The organism is Qipengyuania sp. SS22 (assembly GCF_025736935.1).
Taxonomy (GTDB): domain Bacteria; phylum Pseudomonadota; class Alphaproteobacteria; order Sphingomonadales; family Sphingomonadaceae; genus Qipengyuania.
The window spans coordinates 818,833-835,785 of the sequence record NZ_CP107048.1; the positions used below are offsets into that span (position 1 = coordinate 818,833).

A 16,953-nucleotide genomic window follows, 5' to 3' on the forward strand; every position below is an offset into this window, starting at 1 on the left:
TCGCAGACCTTATCGCCGGTATGCGGCCACCGCTAGCGCGCGGCGGAACCCTCCACAGGCTTATTCTCCGGCGGAAACGGGCCGGTGGTCGCAACCTGCTGGCCGTCGAGTTCGAACTGATAGGCTTCTGCGGGACCCTGCGGCGCGGTGGTTGATTGCCACCACAGCGTTACCGTACCGCCCGGCTGCCAGCCCGAGCCGCGCACCACGCGCCAGATCAGGCTGCCATTGTCATTGGTGATCGATATCGCATCGGGATCGCCCAGCGCGGCTTCGGCCTCTGCGGTCGAATAGCCGACGGCCTGGTTGAACCCGGTTGCAGCGCGAAGGGTGCGGAACAGCGTGGGCGGGGTTTCGCGCAGGTCGGAAGCGTCGGCGACCGGATCTTCGGCCGCAACTTCGGCGTCCACCAACGTGATCGCATGGACGTAAGTGTACACGGTGCCCGCAGGCATTTCGCCGGGTTCGCACACAGGCGTCCCCGCGGGGCAGGCGACATAGCTGACCAGCGTGCCGATCTGGCGATTGCCAGCGCTGAGCACGGTTTCGACCTCGGGTCCCTGCGGCCCGACGATCTTTGCGCCGAGCGTCGACAGATCGAGATCCGCCCCGACCAGCGTGCGCGGGGCGGCGATGGTCGGTGTGGGGGAGGGCGCGGGGGCGGGCTCGCTGTTCCCGCAGCCGGCCAAGGCCAAACACCCGATAGTGGCCGCGAGCGTCGTGGTGCGGATCATGCGATTACCCTTCCGCGCCCGATACGGCGGGTGCGTTGCAGGCGTTGGGCGCATCAGGAGCATCTGCGGGATAGGGACCGCTGCCCGTTGCCTGCGCATAATTGGCGTCGATCGCATAGGCGGCCGCCGGACCTGCGGGCGCCACGGTCGATTGCCACCAGAAGGTCAGCGGTTCGGCCTGTTCCCACTGGTCGCCGCCATCACCGGCGCTGACGGTCCACACCAGCGCGCCATCGTCGCAGGTGATGACGACATCGGCCTTCGCCCCGATCGCGGCCATCGCCTCGTCCTTCGAATAGCCTGCCGCGCCGGTGAACCCGGTCGCCGGGCGGGTCATGCGAAACGCGGTCGCGCGTTCGACATCGGACGAATCATTGCCTTCGCCGCTGCCGGTCCCGGCCTCATTGTCCTCGCCCGGATAGACGACATGGACGTAGGTATAGATCGTGCCTTCGGGCGCGGTCGCGGGATCGCATTCGGTCATGCCCGCAGGACAGGCGACGAAGCTGCGCAGGTCGGCGAAATTGCCTTCGGCGTTCGACAGCGCGCTGGTCACTTCGGGGCCCTGCGGCCCGACGATCTTCGCGCCAAGATCGAGATCGAGGAATTCGCCCGCCTCGATATTGCGCGCGAGCGCCGCGGCCGCGCCATCGCTCTCCGCGGTTTCCAGATCGGTGGGCGGTTCGTCGGCGGAGCCGCAGGCGGCGAGCGCCAGCGAAAGGGGGAGGGCGAATACGATCTTGTTCATGATAGGGCTTCTTTCACCAGTCCACTGGCCTTGCTCATATCCAGAGTAGCGCCGTGGCGGCCTTTGAGTTCCCCCATCACGCGGCCCATGTCCTTCATGCCATCGGCACCAAGGTCGGTCTTGATCTGCGCGATCGCGGCGCGGGTTTCGTCCTCGCTCATCTGCTGCGGCAGGAATTCCTCGATCACCGCCAGTTCGGCCTTTTCCTTGTCGGCGAGTTCCTGGCGGCCGCCGTCTTCGTACATCTCGATCGATTCTCGGCGCTGCTTGGCCATCTTGAGCAGCACGTCGGTGATCATTGCGTCATCGTCGGGCTTGGTGTCCGCCATGCGCAATTCGATGTCGCGGTCCTTGATCTTCGCGCCGATCAGGCGGAGCGCGGCGGTGCGGTCCTTGTCCTTGGCCTTCATCGAGGTAACGGTTTCGGACTGGATTTTCTCGCGGAGCATGACGCCTCCTTGCACTAAGCTGTGGATGGTTCATACGACCTGTAGAACAAGCTGCCACAAAGCCAAGCGTTGCGCTTGACGGAAAGGCTGTGCGTCTCTAGCCGCTGAGGCTTAGCAACATCGCTGGAAAACTTTTACCCGGAGCGCCCATGGCCCTGTCCGCATCTTCGCACGCGCAACCCTCAGGCGCGACGGGAGTCCTCGTGCTGGGCGACGGTACCGTCATCTGGGGCAAGGGCTTCGGTGCCACCGGCAACGCGGTGGGTGAAGTCTGCTTCAATACGGCGATGACCGGCTATCAGGAAGTGATGACCGATCCGTCCTACGACAGCCAGATCGTTACCTTCACCTTCCCGCATATCGGCAATGTCGGCGCGAACGAGGAAGACCACGAAAGCCGCGGCCTCGGCGCGGTGGGCTGCGTGGTGCGGCAGGAAGTGACCCCGCATTCGAACTTCCGCGCGCGAGATCAATTTATCGAATGGATGAAGGATCACGGCAAGATCGGCCTGTCGGGCGTCGACACGCGCGCGCTGACCCGCCGGATCCGCATGGCCGGCGCGCCCAATGCGGTGATCGCGCACAGCCCGCGCGGCGAATTCGACCTTCCGGCACTGAAGGCGCAGGCCGCCGAATGGAGCGGGCTCGAAGGTCTCGACCTCGTCCCCGGCGTCACCCGCGACGGCAATGAAGACTGGACCGGCGGCCACTGGCAGCTCGGCTTCGGCTATGGCGAAGCCAAGGCCACCAAGCCGCATGTCGTCGCGATCGATTACGGCGCGAAGGACAATATCTTCCGCAATTTGGTGCAGGCAGGGGCGAAGGTCACCGTGGTGCCGGCGCGCGTCACGCTCGACGAAGTGCTCGCGCTGCAGCCCGACGGGGTGTTCCTCTCGAACGGTCCGGGCGACCCGGCGGCGACGGGCGAATATGCCGTGCCGGTGATCGAGGGGCTGCTCGAACGCGACATCCCGCTGTTCGGTATCTGCCTCGGCCACCAGATGCTCGGCCTCGCTGCGGGCGCGAAGACTGCCAAGATGTTCCAGGGCCACCGCGGCGCCAACCACCCCGTCCAGCGTGTGGGCGAGGGCTGGGGCGACAGCACCGGGCTGGTCGAGATCACCAGCATGAACCACGGCTTCGCGGTCGATGGCGAGACCCTGCCCGAGGGCGTGGAGCAGACCCACGTGTCGCTGTTCGACGGCACCAATTGCGGGATCGCGATCTCAGGCAAAAGGGCGTTCGGCGTGCAATACCACCCCGAGGCGAGCCCCGGCCCGCAGGACAGCTTCTACCTGTTCGAGAAATTCGTGGGGATGCTGGGGTGAGCGAGTTCGATCGAGGCGATTACCGACGCGCTTTGCTTGGTGAACTCGCCTATCTGCCTGACGATGACGAATTGCACGAATGGCGTGGCTTAAATGATGTTCTCGTTGGCGTGAATCGTTGGCGCGAAACGCCCGCTGAAGAAATTGATGGACCTGCCGAGATTGAAGTGGCGGTCGAAATTCTCGATGACGCTTATAAGGCTGGTCTGATTGAATTCAGGGGTTCCAACTCTGCACGTAACGCCGAGATGATGATCACGCACCAAGGAATCTTGGAAACCAATTTTTCTGCCTACATTGATCCGGATGATGACGGTCATGTGGACCACCAATCAGAACTCGACGATCTGCAGAAGAAAATCGATAGCACTAGTTGGACTGGCTTGGCTGTTGCGGCTTCCCCCGCGAAAATAGCCATAATCCGAGAGAAATCGGAGGCGCTCTACCAAGCGATCATGCAATCGGACGCCGATTTGGAAACCCGCACAAACGCATGCAAGCGAGTGCAGGCTGTTATCCTCCTCCTAGAAGCGCCGAATTCACCTTGGCCAGAGATCGTATCGCTACTGAACCATCCGTCAGTTACCGCATTTCTAGCGACTATGAATCTCCTCCAATTTATACTCGGAATGGCGAACTAATGCCCAAACGTACTGACATCTCCTCGATCCTCGTCATCGGCGCTGGTCCGATCATCATCGGCCAGGCCTGCGAGTTCGATTATTCCGGCACGCAGGCGATCAAGGCGCTGAAGGAAGAGGGTTACCGGGTCATCCTGGTCAACTCCAACCCCGCCACGATCATGACCGATCCGGAAATGGCCGACGCGACCTATGTCGAACCGATCACGCCCGAGATCGTCGCCAAGATCATTGCCAAGGAACGCCCCGACGCGGTGCTGCCGACGATGGGCGGGCAGACCGCGCTCAACTGCGCGCTGGCTTTGTTCAACGACGGCACTTTCGAGAAATACGGCGTCCAGATGATCGGCGCCGATGCCGATGCGATTGACAAGGCCGAGAACCGCCAGCGCTTCCGCGAGGCGATGGACAAGATTGGGCTCGAAAGCGCGCGCAGCGGCGTCGCGAATACGGTGGACGAGGCGCTGGCAGTGCTCGAACGCACCGGCCTGCCGTCGATCATCCGCCCCAGCTTTACACTCGGCGGCACCGGCGGCGGGATCGCCTATAACAAGCCCGAGTTCGAGCGGATCGTCCGCGAAGGCCTCGAAGCCTCGCCCACCACCGAAGTCCTGATCGAGGAATCGCTCCTCGGGTGGAAGGAATTCGAGATGGAGGTGGTGCGCGACCGCAAGGACAATTGCATCATCATCTGCTCGATCGAGAATGTCGATCCGATGGGCGTACATACCGGCGACAGCATCACTGTGGCGCCTGCGCTGACGCTGACCGACAAGGAATACCAGATCATGCGCACCGCCAGCATCAACGTGCTGCGCGAGATCGGGGTGGAGACGGGCGGGTCGAACGTCCAGTTCGCGGTCAATCCCGACGACGGCCGCCTGATTGTGATCGAGATGAACCCGCGCGTGTCGCGCTCCTCCGCTTTGGCATCGAAGGCCACCGGTTTCCCGATCGCGCGCGTCGCCGCCAAGCTGGCAGTGGGCTACACGCTCGACGAGATCCAGAACGAGATCACCGGCGCGACGCCGGCCAGTTTCGAGCCGACCATCGACTATGTTGTGACCAAGATCCCGCGCTTCGCGTTCGAGAAGTTCAAGGGCGCCAAGAACGAGCTGTCGACCGCTATGAAATCGGTCGGCGAGGTCATGGCGATCGGCCGCTGTTTCGCCGAATCGATGCAGAAGGCGCTGCGCGGTCTCGAAACCGATCTCGACGGGTTCAACCGGGTGACCGAGCTGGAAGGCGTGTCGCGCGACAAGATCGTCGCCTCGCTCAGCCAGCGCACCCCCGAACGCATCCTCAAGATCGCGCAGGCCTTCCGCGAAGGGCTGAGTGTCGAGGATATCCAGCCGATCACCGGGTTCGACCCGTGGTTCCTGCGCCAGATCGAAGCGATCATCTACGAAGAGAACATGATCGCGCATAACGGCCTTCCCAATACCGAGGTCGAAATGCGGCGCCTCAAGGCGATGGGTTTTTCGGACAAGCGGCTTGCCACGCTGGCGGTGCGTTCGGTCGGCGTCGCGGGCGGGCTGGGCGAAACGCAGGCCAAGCGGTCGGGCCTGCTGCACGATGCGCTGCGCGCGATGGCCGGCGCGACGAGCGAGCAGGAAGTGCGCAATCTGCGCCGCAAGCTCGGCGTCTATCCGGTGTACAAGCGGATCGACAGCTGTGCCGCCGAATTCGAGGCGATCACGCCCTATATGTATTCGACCTACGAGGCGCCCAGCTTTGGCGAGGCCGAGGACGAGGCGGATCCCTCCGACCGCAGGAAGATCGTCATCCTCGGCGGTGGGCCCAACCGTATCGGGCAGGGCATCGAGTTCGACTATTGCTGCGTTCACGCCTGTTTCGCGCTGGCCGAGGCCGGGTTCGAAACGATCATGGTCAATTGCAATCCCGAAACCGTCTCGACCGATTACGACACCTCCGACCGGCTCTATTTCGAACCGCTGACCGAGGAAGACGTGCTCGAGATCATGCGCGTCGAAATGTCGAAGGGCGAAGTGGTCGGCGTCATCGTCCAGTTCGGCGGGCAGACCCCGCTCAAGCTGGCTGCCGCGCTCGAACGCGAAGGCATTCCGATCCTCGGCACCAGCCCCGATGCGATCGACCTGGCCGAAGACCGCGAACGGTTCGCCAAGCTGGTCAGCAAGCTCAAGCTGATGCAGCCACTGAACGGCATCGCCAAGAGCCGCGACGAGGCTGCCGCAGTGGCGGCGCGGATCGGCTATCCGGTGCTGCTGCGCCCCAGCTACGTGCTCGGCGGGCGCGCGATGGAGATCGTCGACAGCGAAGCGCAGCTCGATGACTACATCGCTACGGCGGTCAATGTCAGCGGCGACAGCCCGGTGCTGGTCGACCAGTATCTGCGCGATGCGGTGGAATGCGATGTCGATGTCGTTTCCGATGGCACCGAAGTGCGGATTGCGGGCGTGATGCAGCATATCGAGGAGGCCGGCGTCCATTCGGGCGACAGTGCCTGCACGCTGCCGCCCTACAACTTGCCGCAGGACATCATCGCCGAGATGGAGCGCCAGGCAACCGAACTGGCCGTCGCGCTGGAAGTGCGCGGGCTGATGAACGTCCAGTTCGCAGTCAAGGAAGGCGAGGTCTATCTGATCGAGGTCAATCCGCGCGCCAGCCGCACGGTGCCCTTCGTCGCCAAGGCCATCGGCCGCCCCATCGCCAAGGTCGCCGCGCGCGTGATGGCGGGAGAGCCGCTCAGCGCGTTCGAACCTTTCGATCTCAACCCCAACCATATGGCGGTGAAGGAAGCGGTGTTCCCGTTTGCCCGGTTCCCCGGCGCAGATCCCGCGCTGTCGCCCGAAATGAAATCGACCGGCGAGGTGATGGGTATCGATCGCGGGTTCGCCGCGGCCTTTCTCAAGTCGCAGCTGGGTGTGGGGATGACCCCGCCGCAGGAAGGCACGCTGTTCGTTTCGGTCAAGGATACCGACAAGCCGCTGATCCTGCCGGCGGTGAAGACGCTGCTCGACAAGGGCTTCCGCGTCATCGCCACCGGCGGCACGCAGCAGTATCTGACCCAGCAGGGTCTGGCGGTCGAACCGGTCAACAAGGTGGCCGAAGGGCGCCCGCATATCGTCGATGCGATCATCGACGGCGCGGTGCAGCTGATCTTCAACACCACCGAGGGTTGGCAGTCGCTGCTCGACAGCAAATCGATCCGCGAAGCGGCGCTGGAAAAGAAGCTGCCCTACTACACCACGGCCGCCGCTTCGCTGGCCGTTGCGCAGGCAATCGCAGAGGTTTCGCCGGACCAGCTTGAAGTACGTTCGTTGCAAGACTATTATAGCTGACGAAAAACACGCTCCCCCTCCCGACATTCGAACCGCTTGTGTTCCGCAATCCGGCGGACCGGGTTCGAATTGTCCCCGGGGGCTAGCCGGAACAGGAAGGATAAGAGCCCTATGGAAAAAGTGCCGATGCTGGCCGAGGGCTACGAACAGCTCACGGCGGAACTCAAGGTCCTGCGTGCCGAGCGTCCCCTGATCGTCGATGCGATCGAGGAAGCACGTGCGCATGGCGACCTCTCGGAAAATGCCGAATACCACGCGGCCAAGGAACGCCAGGGCCATGTGGAAACGCAGATCGCCGACCTTGAGGACAAGGTTACCCGCGCGCAGATCATCGATCCCACCACGCTGTCGGGCGACAAGGTGATCTTCGGGGCAACGGTCACGCTGCTCGACGAAAACGACAAGCCGGTGCGTTACCAGATCGTGGGTCAGACCGAAGCCGATGCTGCGAAGGGCCGGATCAGCTACAATTCGCCTATCGGGCGCGCGTTGATCGGCAAACAGCTCGAGGAAGAGGTCGAAGTGACCGTTCCCTCGGGTGACAAGTTCTACCTGATCGACAAGATCGAATTCATCTGATCGGCGGGGCCCCGCTGATGCGGGGCCTCACGACAGCGGCTTTTCCATTCCCCAATTGTGGATCGGGACCTCCCGGTCCCCATGCGCGAGGGTGAATTCGCGCTTCTGCGCTGCGACGAACCCGGCTCGCTCGAAAGCGGGGCGGGCAAGATCGCTGGCCTCGCTGTAGAGGCGCCCCATCCCGTGCTCGCGCGCATAGGTCGTCGCGGTTGCCAGCAACTGCGTGGCGAGCCCGCGCCGTGTGTGGTCGGGATGGTTGTAGAGATGGTCGATATGCCCGTCTTGTTCGAGCAGGACATAGGCGACCGGCCGGTCCTCGACATCGGCCGCGACGAAAATCACATCGCCAGCGGCAACCCGCTCCCGATACCGCTGGGCACCGGGATGGCGCGCGGCCCACGCAGCAACCTGCGCAGGCGAATAGGCGTGCGGCCCGATATCTGTGATCGCCGAGATGAGGATTGCAGCCAGCACCTCGGCATCATCGTCGCGATACGGCCTGATTACATAGGCCATCGCGAAATTACGCGCTGGGATCGAGCAGCTTGTGCAGGTGGACGATCACGTATTTCATCTCGGCATCGTCGACGGTGCGCTGCGCGTTGGCCCGCCAGGCGTCGACTGCAGCGTCATTGCTGCTGAACACGCCGGCGACGTGGATGCTCTCGGGATCGGCAAAGGTCACGCTGCGCGGATCGGTCACCCGGCCACCCATCACCAGGTAGAGCGTCTGCTTGCTCTCGGTTTCTTCCATGGAATCGTCTTTCTCGAAGGGGAGGGAGAGGAATGGCTGCGGCACATAGCGAAAGCGGCGCGACAGGCAAGCCCGTCGCGCCGCTACGGCATCCTTGCGATGCTTTGGCTTAGTGCTTGATGCCGGTCCGCAGCGCCCGATAGGCGCGGCTGCCCTTGCGCCCGGCCTTGCGGCTCGAGCTACGCAGCGCATCGCCGGCGACGTCGAGCTTGTAGGATGCATCGCGGCGAAGACCGCGTGCGGTCGTGGCGGCGCTGTCGCTCAGATCTTCGAGCCGGTCTCCGGCGAACTGCGCGCCGTCGGCCATGCCGTCGATCATCCGCGCGCCATAGGCGAGTGCGGCATCGGCGGTGATTGCCGCAATAGTGCCGCCGCGACGACCGAGCCGGCGGCCGGGGCGCGTCATCGCACCGATCGCCAGACCGGCGACGAGCACGCCGCCAATGACGGCGAAAGGGTGCTTCTTGGTGAATTCGACTGCGCTGTCGGCAGCATCCTTGGCCTGATCGGCCAGGCTACGCGCTTCGTTGCGCTTCTCACCCGCTTCGATCCGGTCGCGCAATTGCTCGCGCTTCTGCTCGTCGCTCAACTTGCTATCGGCGCTGATCGGTGTGACGTTGTTCTCGGCTGCATCGGCCATGGTAAATCTCCGGAATTTGCGTTCGTAAAGCCAACGGATCGGGCGGGCCTAACGTTCCGATTCTCCATCATATTCGTCACGTTCGTCGTCCGTCTCGCGATCGAAGCCGAGCACGTCGAGGATCGGATTGCGTGCGAACCAGACGACGATGGCTGCGACCAGCGCGGCGAGCGCGCCGCGATTGTCTTCGGCGACATCGATCGCCTCTTCGTAAAGCTCGGCCGCACCTTCGCGGACCCGGTCGAACGCACGCTCGCCAAGGCTCTTGTGAGAAAAATCGGATTTGAGATGCTCGATATCCGCCTCGACGAGGGCGCGGGCAGATTGGCGCAGATACTTGTCTTCGAGCATGCGCGTGCGACGGTCACTCATTCGCCATCCCCATCGTCGAAGGCCTCGCGAATATCATCGAGCCGTCCTTTAAGAAAGCGCAGCATGATAATCCCGGCGATGATCAGCGCTAGCGTGACTACCGCGGTCGCAGCCCATGGGCCGATGACCGGTGCCAGTGCGATCACTATTCCGACCGTCGCTGCGATCAGGGCCAGGTGGAACACGCCGAATGCGCCCAAGGCGAACGCAATGGCACCCTTGGTCCGGTTCCCGATATAGCCGGCGCGGCTTTTCTGAAACCGCAGCTCGGCCTCGGCATAGCTCTTGCCGTCCTCGAATAGTGCCAGGACATCATCGGTCAGCGAAAATGGCTGAGCTTCCTCGCCCTCCGGTTCGGAAGTCTCGTGTTCGTCGGGCAAATCGAACGGGCCGGAAAATTCCTCGGCCCGTTCAGTGTCATCGTCGCGCATGCAGTCCCCCGTAACCGGTCGCTTAGCGCGAACCGCGGAATAGGCGCGAAAGCATGAAGCCGACAACGGCGGCGATGCCGATTGCCTTGCCCGGGCTCTTGCGGACGAATTCGCGGCCGTCTTCGACGAGATCGTCGACGCTTTTCTCGTCGAGCTTGCTGGCATAGCCGTCGAGCGACTTCGAAGCGGTGCGAGCATAATCGCCGTATTTCGCGCCGAGCTTGTCGTCGACCTGATAGGCGTTCTCGTCGACCAGCTTGCTCAGCGAACGCAGGCCTTCGCCCGCCTTCACCTTGCCTTCGGTCGCCAGTTCGCGGCCCTTGACCTTGGCATCTTCGCCATAGGTGCGCGCTTCGGCGACCCAATCGTCACCCTTGCCCTTGGCCTGCTCGCGATACGCGGTGGCCCGGTCCTTGCCTTCGGCCTTGAGCGCGGCGGCGCCAGCCTTGGCTTCCTCGAGCGCGGCGTTGAAGCGCGACTTGGCTTCGGTGCGATTGTCAGAAGTGTTTGCGGGGGTTGCAGTATTGGTCACTGATGCGGTCTCCTTCGCTGCGCCCTGCTTCGCCGCAGGTTTGCGCGGCGTGCTGGCGGTGGCGGATTTCTTGGCTGCGGGTTTCTTTGTGGCAGGACTTTTGCGCTTCTTGGGTGCGCCGCCTGCGGTGGTTTCTGCCATGATGCTGGTCCTTGCCCTCACTTGGTTGTCGTCCGGCGTTTCCGCCTTCAATGTTGCAACGCAACTTGCACACCAATGTTCCGACGAATAAGGCGCTGCTGACTCCCCATCTGGGGGTGTTATAGCCGATTGCAACACCTTTTCCCGGAGCGCCAGCACCATGACCGCGATCATCGATATCCACGCCCGCGAAATTCTCGATTCGCGGGGTAATCCCACGGTCGAAGTCGATGTGCTGCTTGACGATGGCAGCTTTGGCCGTGCCGCGGTGCCGAGCGGCGCCTCGACCGGAGCGCATGAAGCTGTCGAGCTCCGCGATGGCGATGCCGGCCGTTATATCGGCAAGGGCGTGATCAAAGCAATAAACGCGGTAAATACCGAAATTCGCGACATGCTGGTCGGCGCATTCGATGCCGAGGACCAACGCGATATCGACTTGTCGATGATCGCACTCGACGGCACCCCCAACAAGGGCCGCATCGGCGCCAATGCGATCCTCGGGACCAGCATGGCGGTGGCCAAGGCCGCGGCGAATGCGCGCGGCCTGCCGCTATACAGCTATATCGGCGGCGTTTCGGCGCATGTCCTGCCGGTGCCGATGATGAACATCATCAATGGCGGCGAACATGCCGACAACCCGATCGATATCCAGGAATTCATGGTCATGCCGATCGGTGCCGACAGCCTGGCTGAAGCGGTCCGGTGGGGCGCGGAAGTGTTCCACACGCTCAAGAAAAAGCTGCATGAGAAGGGCTTGGCGACCGCAGTTGGCGACGAGGGCGGCTTCGCCCCCGATCTTGCCAGCACGCGCGACGCGCTCGATTTCATCATGGCCTCGGTCGAACAGGCGGGTTTCAAACCGGGCGAAGACATCGCACTGGCGCTCGATTGTGCTTCGACCGAATTCTTCAAGAACGGCAAATACGAAATCTCGGGCGAGAAGCTCTCGCTCTCGGGTGAAGAAATGGCCGAATATCTCGACAAGCTATGCCGCAATTATCCGATCCGCTCGATCGAAGACGGTATGGCCGAGGATGATTTCGCCGGTTGGAAAGCGCTCACCGACCGCATTGGCAACACCGTCCAGCTGGTGGGCGACGATCTGTTCGTGACCAACCCCGAGCGGTTGCGCGATGGAATCGGACAGGGGCTGGCCAATTCGCTGCTGGTGAAGGTGAACCAGATCGGCACGCTGTCCGAGACGCTCGATGCGGTGAGTATCGCCAACCGTGCAGGCTATACCGCAGTCATGTCGCATCGTTCGGGCGAAACCGAAGATGCGACGATTGCCGACCTCGCGGTGGCGACCAATTGCGGGCAGATCAAGACCGGCAGCCTCGCCCGGTCGGACCGGCTGGCGAAGTACAACCAGCTCATCCGGATCGAGGAAGAGCTGGCCGACAGCGCGATCTATGCCGGGCGCGAATGCTTCGGCCGGATCGGCGCGTGATATTCCGGGAGTAGGGAGTTTCGGCCAACCTAAACTCCCCACACAGCGGTATTGGAGCCTAGGCTCGGTTCTTCGGATGGAACCAGTATTGCCACACGCCCCAGGCGTTTATCAGCAGGAGGATGCCGTTCATCGCCGCGAGCGGGATCGCGTCCTCGGTCAGCCCAATGTAGATCCATAGCGCGGAAACCACGCAGAACAGCACGAACCCCCAGGCGGTGGCGCGGCGACCCATGTCGAAAGCGATCATCGATGCGGCGAGGACGGTGCCGATCGAAGTGATCCATTCGAGGGCACCATTCATGATTGTCTCTCTTGCATGATTGTCAGGACGCATAAGGGCAGCTAGCGTTCCGCAAAATTGCTCTTTGTGGGAGGGGGGCTTTGGGAAAATTTCCGGCGCATCCGGACGAGGTCAGCGCTGCGTGGCTTGGCGCGCAGCTAAACGCGCGTGTCGACACCGTACGCTGGGAGCCGATCGGCACCGGGCAGGTGGGCGACAGCGTGCGCTTCTTCTTGACGGGGGAGGGCGTACCACCAACGCTTGCAGGCAAGTTCCCGGCAGAGGACGCCAGCAGCCGCGGCACCGCCGCGCTGTTCGGGCTCTATCGCAAGGAAGTCGAGTTTTACCGCCACGCCGCGCCGCTACTCGATGTGCGCGTGCCGGAGGTCTATTTCACCGATGTTGACGAGACGGGCGGCGCCTTTATCCTCCTGTGCGAGGACATGGGGCCAGCCCGGCAGGGCGACCAGATCGCGGGGTGCGGGATTGAGGATGCGCGCGCCGCCATCCGGCAGGCAGCCGCGATACATGCCCCCAGTTGGGGCCGCCGCGAACTGCTCGATGCCGAATGGATCGCCCCGCGTGCGGACCTGCGCCAGCAGCTCGGCGTGATGTATCCGCAGGCGCAGGCGGTCTTTCGCGAGCGTTACGGCGAAATGCTCGAGCCCGAATTCATGTTGATCTGTGAACAATTGCGCGAAGCGAGCGCGGCCTGGTTCGAGCGCGACGATCCCCCGCAATGCCTTGTCCATGGCGATTTCCGCCTCGACAACATGCTGTTCGATATTCGCGACGGAAGCGAGCCGATTGCGATCCTCGACTGGCAGACGGTGGCCGCAGGCAGGCCGATGACCGATGTCGGCTATTTCATGGGCTGCGGTATCGGGGCGTCATTATGGCGCGATCACGAACGCGAATTGCTCGACCTGTGGCGCGCGGAGATGCGCGTCGGCGGGATCGACCTGACCCATGAGGAAATCGAGCACGATTACCGGCTCGGCATCCTCCATGGCGTGTCGACCGCCGTGTTCAGCGCGGCCTTTGTTGAGCGGACCGATCGCGGCGATGCGAATTTCCTGTCGATGGCGCGCGGGGCCTGTTCGCTGGCGCTCGAGCGCGATAGTATCCAGATATTGAAGGAGGTGACCTAGTGGTTCTGAGCCGCGGAGACGATTATCCGATCCACCAGACGCCGGAGCCGGTTGCCTTTGCGGGCACCGACCGCAATTTTTACGACCGCTATTTCTTCAACGGCTATGCGCCCGATGGCAGCGGCTTTTTCGCCGTCGCGCTGGGCGTGTATCCGCATCTCGATATCATCGACGCCCATTTCAACGTCGTCCGTGACGGGGTGCAGTACTGCGTCCACGCCAGCGCCGAGCTGGGCATGGAGCGGATGGCGATGGCCGCCGGGCCGATCTCGGTCGAGATCATCGAGGCGCTCAACATCCTGCGCATCCGCCTCGAACCATTCGAGGGCATGGCCGCCGACATCACCTTCACCGGCAGCGCCTTCCCGATCGAGGAACCGCGCTTCACGCACCGGATCGGGCCCCGCGCCTTCATGGACTACACCCGCATGACGCAGAACGGCGGTTATGAGGGCTGGATCGAAATCGACGGTGCCAAGCAGGATCTGGCTGCCGGAACCAGGGGGACGCGCGATCGCAGCTGGGGTGTGCGCCCGATTGGCGCGCGCGATCCGCAGCCGATGCCGGGCGCCCCGCTGCCGGGCTTCTTCTGGCAATGGACCCCGATCAATTTCCCCGGCGGCAGTCTGTTCTTCCATGTCAATAACGACGCCCACGGCAATGCCTGGAACACGCGCGCAGCATGGGCGGGCGAGGGCGCTTCACTCGATGACATTACCGAAGGGCATGGCAGCATGCGCACGCGGCTCGAACAGGGCACCCGCTGGCCATCGGGCGGCACGCTGTCACTTGCGCTACGCGGTGCGCCCGAACAGGTGACTTTCGAGCCGCTTGGACGGTTCCAGATGCGCGGGCTGGGCTATACCGATCCCAATTGGGGCCATGGCATGTACCATGGCCCGCTCAAGGTCGTGCGCGAGGATATCGAACTCGACGAGATCGACCCGCTGGCGCCCGAGAACCTGCATGTTCAGGTCCCAGTCCGCGTGCTCGGCAGCGATGGGTCCGAAGGTATCGGCGTGTTCGAACAGCTGATTATCGGCCCCTTCGCGCCACTCAGGCTCAAGGAGTTCCTCGACGGCGCGAGTTAGCCCGCGAACCGGCCCTGCAGGTCGAGCAGCGCCATCGCCGCCTTGGCCGCTTCGCCGCCCTTGTCGTTCTGGGCCGGGTCCGCGCGGACCAGCGCCTGCGCCTCGTTCTCGACCGTCAGGATACCATTGCCGATGGCCACGCCGTCCATCGTCAGCGCCATGATCCCGCGCGCGCTTTCGCCGGCGACGATCTCGAAGTGATAGGTTTCGCCGCGGATCACCACGCCGATCCCGACATAGCCGTCAAAGCGGCCGCTTTCCGAGGCGAGGGCGATCGCGCCGGGGACTTCGAGTGCACCGGGGACCGTGAGCACTTCCACCTCATGCCCGGCAGCTTCGAGCGCGGCGCGTGCGCCTGCTACCAGCATGTCATTGAGGTGGTCGTAGAAACGGGCTTCGACGATCAGGAAACGGGCCATGCGGGTCACTCCGGAATGGGTTTGTGGTCAACGATATTGAGGCCGTAGCCCTCGATCGCCACGACATTGGGTTGCGAATTACTCAGCAGGATCATGTCCTCGATGCCCAGATCGGCGAGGATCTGCGACCCGATACCGACATTGCGCTGCGCATCGTTCTCGCTGTAGCCGCTGTTCGAAGCGGGGCGTCCGGTAATCAGCACGATCACGCCTGCGCCGTGTTCGCCCACCGCCTGCATCGCGCGTTGCAGCGTGCGCTTGCGCGGGCCGGGTTTGCCGAGCAGGTCGTCGAAGATCGAGATCGGATGGACACGGGCGAGGGTGGGCTGCTCCTCGACCACATGGCCCTTCTGCAGGACATAGCTTTCGCTGCCGTCGACCGTGTTGCGATAGGTCAGCAGACGCCAGTCGCCGCCATAGTCGGAATCGAAGCTGTCCTCGGCGACGCGCTCGACCAAATGGTCGTGACGCATGCGATATTCGATCAGGTCGCGGATTGTGCCGATTTTCATATCGTGCCGCCGTGCAAATCCGATCAGATCATCGAGCCGCGACATGGTGCCGTCCTCGTTCATGATCTCGCAGATCACGCCCGAGGGGTTGAGCCCGGCAAGGCGCGAGATATCGACCGCCGCTTCGGTATGGCCGGCGCGGACCAGCACGCCGCCATCGCGCGCTGCCAGCGGGAAGACATGACCCGGGGTAACGATATCGTCGGGCCCGCGGGTCGAATCGATCGCGACCGAAACGGTGCGCGCACGGTCGGCCGCGCTGATCCCCGTGGTGACGCCGTCCTTCGCCTCGATCGAGGTGGTGAAGGCAGTCTGCATGCTCTCGCGATTGTCGCGGCTCATCGGTTCGAGACCAAGCGCCTCGACGCGCTTGCGGTCGAGCGACAGGCAGATCAGGCCACGGCCATGCGTGGCCATGAAGTTGATCGCGCTGGGTGTCGCCATCTGCGCCGGAATGATCAGGTCGCCTTCGTTCTCGCGGTCCTCGTCATCGACGAGGATATACATCCGGCCATTGCGCGCTTCGTCGATGATTTCCTCGGCGCCGACAATGACCGGGGTCTCGTCATTGGCCTCGAGGAACGCCTCGAGCTTGGCCAGCGTATCGGCAGTCGGGTTCCAGCTATCCTCGCCGCACTCGCGCAAGGTATTGGCATGGAGCCCGGCAGCGCGGGCAAGGCCAGCGCGGGTCATGAGACCCTGCGAAACGAGCGTGCGAACTTTTTCGATCGTGTTCATGCTCGGCGGACTATCACAGTATAATGTGACTGCCAATCCCGCTTATCACATTGGGTGTGACGCACGCGCAATTAACCACGCACGTACCAGCGCCAACGATTAGAATGGGAGGAAAGTGGTGGACGCACTAGGGTTCGAACCTAGGACCCGCTGATTAAGAGTCAGCTGCTCTACCAACTGAGCTATGCGTCCACACTGCGGCGTACCGCGGCCTCGTGGAAGAGGCGTTCCCGACTCGGGAGGCGCCCATATAGCGGGCTTTCTCGCGATGAAAAGCCCCCAATGGCAAATTAGGCGACGCGGCGCTGGCGCAGGCGGTCCGATCCGGCTTCGCGAAGCTCTAACGTAGCGCCAAACGGGTCGGACAAATCGTCGCCCACCGCAATCAGGCGGCCGAATTCCAGCGACCGAACAGCGGCGAATGAATGATGCAAGGGTATGCCGGTAATCTCTGGAAGATCCCAGATCGTAATCTTGACGCCGCGTTTGTTGGCGCGGGCAACCTCAAGCAGTACCTTGTCGCAAGTATCAAGATCGCTCCGCTGCACACGCTGGCCCGGATCGTACTTGGTTCGATTCCCGCTCGAAAGTCGGTGGTTCATAGAGGTCATCGTCAACAGCGTCCCAACTGCGCCAG

General features: G+C 63.1%; 20 protein-coding genes and 1 tRNA gene. 7 read left to right on the top strand and 14 right to left on the bottom strand.

The annotated features are described in order from the left end of the window. Positions 1-32: 32 nt before the first annotated feature. From N6L26_RS04000 to N6L26_RS04010, 3 genes are read right to left on the bottom strand one after another with little or no spacing between them, the layout of a single operon-like run. Complete coding sequence (locus tag N6L26_RS04000) at positions 33-734, bottom strand: hypothetical protein (RefSeq protein ID WP_263606749.1); 702 nt, start codon at positions 732-734, stop codon at positions 33-35. A 4-nt stretch (positions 735-738) separates the two neighbouring features. Beyond that, positions 739-1,482 (bottom strand): hypothetical protein, encoded by a 744-nt coding sequence (locus N6L26_RS04005; protein WP_263606750.1) that lies wholly within the window; start codon positions 1,480-1,482, stop codon positions 739-741. Next, on the bottom strand, positions 1,479-1,931 hold the full coding sequence (locus N6L26_RS04010; protein ID WP_263606751.1) for a GatB/YqeY domain-containing protein: 453 nt from the start codon (positions 1,929-1,931) through the stop codon (positions 1,479-1,481). Before N6L26_RS04010 ends, N6L26_RS04005 begins: the two co-directional genes overlap by 4 nt. Positions 1,932-2,080: 149 nt before the next feature. Here N6L26_RS04010 and carA point away from each other — a divergent pair, with 149 nt between their 5' ends. From carA to greA, 4 genes are all read left to right on the top strand, one after another. After that, entirely contained in the window at positions 2,081-3,259 is a 1,179-nt protein-coding gene (carA, locus tag N6L26_RS04015; protein ID WP_263606752.1) for a glutamine-hydrolyzing carbamoyl-phosphate synthase small subunit, read from the top strand. Continuing rightward, positions 3,256-3,900, top strand: a complete 645-nt coding sequence (locus tag N6L26_RS04020) for a hypothetical protein (protein WP_263606753.1) — start codon at positions 3,256-3,258, stop codon at positions 3,898-3,900. The genes carA and N6L26_RS04020 overlap by 4 nt, the downstream gene beginning before the upstream one ends. Then, entirely contained in the window at positions 3,900-7,223 is a 3,324-nt protein-coding gene (gene carB / locus N6L26_RS04025) for a carbamoyl-phosphate synthase large subunit (protein WP_263606754.1), read from the top strand. The genes N6L26_RS04020 and carB overlap by 1 nt, the downstream gene beginning before the upstream one ends. A 111-nt stretch (positions 7,224-7,334) precedes the next feature. Continuing rightward, the gene (gene greA / locus N6L26_RS04030; RefSeq protein WP_263606755.1) at positions 7,335-7,802 is read left to right on the top strand and encodes a transcription elongation factor GreA; all 468 of its coding nucleotides are present in this window, start codon (positions 7,335-7,337) and stop codon (positions 7,800-7,802) included. 27 nt (positions 7,803-7,829) lie between these two features. Here greA and N6L26_RS04035 read toward each other — a convergent pair whose 3' ends face one another. The 6 genes from N6L26_RS04035 to N6L26_RS04060 form a co-directional block, all read right to left on the bottom strand. Then, positions 7,830-8,318, bottom strand: a complete 489-nt coding sequence (locus N6L26_RS04035) for a GNAT family N-acetyltransferase (protein WP_263606756.1) — start codon at positions 8,316-8,318, stop codon at positions 7,830-7,832. 7 nt (positions 8,319-8,325) lie between these two features. Beyond that, positions 8,326-8,556: a DUF4170 domain-containing protein gene (locus N6L26_RS04040; protein ID WP_263606757.1), complete on the bottom strand. Its 231-nt coding sequence runs from the start codon at positions 8,554-8,556 to the stop codon at positions 8,326-8,328. A 109-nt stretch (positions 8,557-8,665) separates the two neighbouring features. Further along, entirely contained in the window at positions 8,666-9,196 is a 531-nt protein-coding gene (locus N6L26_RS04045; RefSeq protein ID WP_263606758.1) for a hypothetical protein, read from the bottom strand. A 48-nt stretch (positions 9,197-9,244) separates the two neighbouring features. Then, positions 9,245-9,568 carry a hypothetical protein gene (locus tag N6L26_RS04050; RefSeq protein WP_263606759.1) on the bottom strand — a complete coding sequence of 108 codons (324 nt, stop codon included), beginning with the start codon at positions 9,566-9,568 and terminating at the stop codon, positions 9,245-9,247. After that, entirely contained in the window at positions 9,565-9,999 is a 435-nt protein-coding gene (locus tag N6L26_RS04055; protein WP_263606760.1) for a phage holin family protein, read from the bottom strand. The genes N6L26_RS04050 and N6L26_RS04055 overlap by 4 nt, the downstream gene beginning before the upstream one ends. A 22-nt stretch (positions 10,000-10,021) precedes the next feature. After that, positions 10,022-10,672 (bottom strand): hypothetical protein, encoded by a 651-nt coding sequence (locus tag N6L26_RS04060; protein ID WP_263606761.1) that lies wholly within the window; start codon positions 10,670-10,672, stop codon positions 10,022-10,024. A 160-nt stretch (positions 10,673-10,832) separates the two neighbouring features. Here N6L26_RS04060 and eno point away from each other — a divergent pair, with 160 nt between their 5' ends. Continuing rightward, complete coding sequence (gene eno, locus N6L26_RS04065) at positions 10,833-12,122, top strand: phosphopyruvate hydratase (protein WP_263606762.1); 1,290 nt, start codon at positions 10,833-10,835, stop codon at positions 12,120-12,122. 58 nt (positions 12,123-12,180) lie between these two features. On the opposite strand, the gene N6L26_RS04070 is transcribed toward eno, so the two are convergent. After that, positions 12,181-12,426: a hypothetical protein gene (locus N6L26_RS04070; RefSeq protein ID WP_263606763.1), complete on the bottom strand. Its 246-nt coding sequence runs from the start codon at positions 12,424-12,426 to the stop codon at positions 12,181-12,183. 80 nt (positions 12,427-12,506) lie between these two features. On the opposite strand from N6L26_RS04070, the gene N6L26_RS04075 reads away from it, so the two are divergent. Continuing rightward, complete coding sequence (locus N6L26_RS04075) at positions 12,507-13,556, top strand: phosphotransferase family protein (RefSeq protein WP_263606764.1); 1,050 nt, start codon at positions 12,507-12,509, stop codon at positions 13,554-13,556. Beyond that, positions 13,556-14,647, top strand: a complete 1,092-nt coding sequence (locus tag N6L26_RS04080) for a hypothetical protein (RefSeq protein ID WP_263606765.1) — start codon at positions 13,556-13,558, stop codon at positions 14,645-14,647. Before N6L26_RS04075 ends, N6L26_RS04080 begins: the two co-directional genes overlap by 1 nt. On the opposite strand, the gene ribH is transcribed toward N6L26_RS04080, so the two are convergent. The 4 genes from ribH to N6L26_RS04100 form a co-directional block, all read right to left on the bottom strand. Next, positions 14,644-15,066, bottom strand: a complete 423-nt coding sequence (gene ribH / locus N6L26_RS04085; protein WP_263606766.1) for a 6,7-dimethyl-8-ribityllumazine synthase — start codon at positions 15,064-15,066, stop codon at positions 14,644-14,646. The genes N6L26_RS04080 and ribH overlap by 4 nt on opposite strands. Positions 15,067-15,071: 5 nt before the next feature. Continuing rightward, complete coding sequence (gene ribB, locus N6L26_RS04090) at positions 15,072-16,316, bottom strand: 3,4-dihydroxy-2-butanone-4-phosphate synthase (protein ID WP_263606767.1); 1,245 nt, start codon at positions 16,314-16,316, stop codon at positions 15,072-15,074. Positions 16,317-16,432: 116 nt separating this feature from the next. After that, positions 16,433-16,508 (bottom strand) — tRNA-Lys (locus N6L26_RS04095). A gap of 98 nt (positions 16,509-16,606) precedes the next feature. Then, positions 16,607-16,933 (bottom strand): hypothetical protein, encoded by a 327-nt coding sequence (locus tag N6L26_RS04100; RefSeq protein ID WP_263606768.1) that lies wholly within the window; start codon positions 16,931-16,933, stop codon positions 16,607-16,609. Between the last annotated feature and the right edge of the window lie 20 nt (positions 16,934-16,953).

Bases quoted from the DNA above. Each gene is read 5' to 3' on its own strand.
- N6L26_RS04000 (WP_263606749.1), bottom strand. From the start codon at position 734: ATGATCCGCACCACGACGCTCGCGGCCACTATCGGGTGTTTGGCCTTG.
- N6L26_RS04005 (WP_263606750.1), bottom strand. From the start codon at position 1,482: ATGAACAAGATCGTATTCGCCCTCCCCCTTTCGCTGGCGCTCGCCGCC.
- N6L26_RS04010 (WP_263606751.1), bottom strand. From the start codon at position 1,931: ATGCTCCGCGAGAAAATCCAGTCCGAAACCGTTACCTCGATGAAGGCC.
- carA (WP_263606752.1), top strand. From the start codon at position 2,081: ATGGCCCTGTCCGCATCTTCGCACGCGCAACCCTCAGGCGCGACGGGA.
- carB (WP_263606754.1), top strand. From the start codon at position 3,900: ATGCCCAAACGTACTGACATCTCCTCGATCCTCGTCATCGGCGCTGGT.
- greA (WP_263606755.1), top strand. From the start codon at position 7,335: ATGGAAAAAGTGCCGATGCTGGCCGAGGGCTACGAACAGCTCACGGCG.
- N6L26_RS04035 (WP_263606756.1), bottom strand. From the start codon at position 8,318: ATGGCCTATGTAATCAGGCCGTATCGCGACGATGATGCCGAGGTGCTG.
- N6L26_RS04040 (WP_263606757.1), bottom strand. From the start codon at position 8,556: ATGGAAGAAACCGAGAGCAAGCAGACGCTCTACCTGGTGATGGGTGGC.
- N6L26_RS04045 (WP_263606758.1), bottom strand. From the start codon at position 9,196: ATGGCCGATGCAGCCGAGAACAACGTCACACCGATCAGCGCCGATAGC.
- N6L26_RS04050 (WP_263606759.1), bottom strand. From the start codon at position 9,568: ATGAGTGACCGTCGCACGCGCATGCTCGAAGACAAGTATCTGCGCCAA.
- N6L26_RS04055 (WP_263606760.1), bottom strand. From the start codon at position 9,999: ATGCGCGACGATGACACTGAACGGGCCGAGGAATTTTCCGGCCCGTTC.
- N6L26_RS04060 (WP_263606761.1), bottom strand. From the start codon at position 10,672: ATGGCAGAAACCACCGCAGGCGGCGCACCCAAGAAGCGCAAAAGTCCT.
- eno (WP_263606762.1), top strand. From the start codon at position 10,833: ATGACCGCGATCATCGATATCCACGCCCGCGAAATTCTCGATTCGCGG.
- N6L26_RS04070 (WP_263606763.1), bottom strand. From the start codon at position 12,426: ATGAATGGTGCCCTCGAATGGATCACTTCGATCGGCACCGTCCTCGCC.
- ribH (WP_263606766.1), bottom strand. From the start codon at position 15,066: ATGGCCCGTTTCCTGATCGTCGAAGCCCGTTTCTACGACCACCTCAAT.
- ribB (WP_263606767.1), bottom strand. From the start codon at position 16,316: ATGAACACGATCGAAAAAGTTCGCACGCTCGTTTCGCAGGGTCTCATG.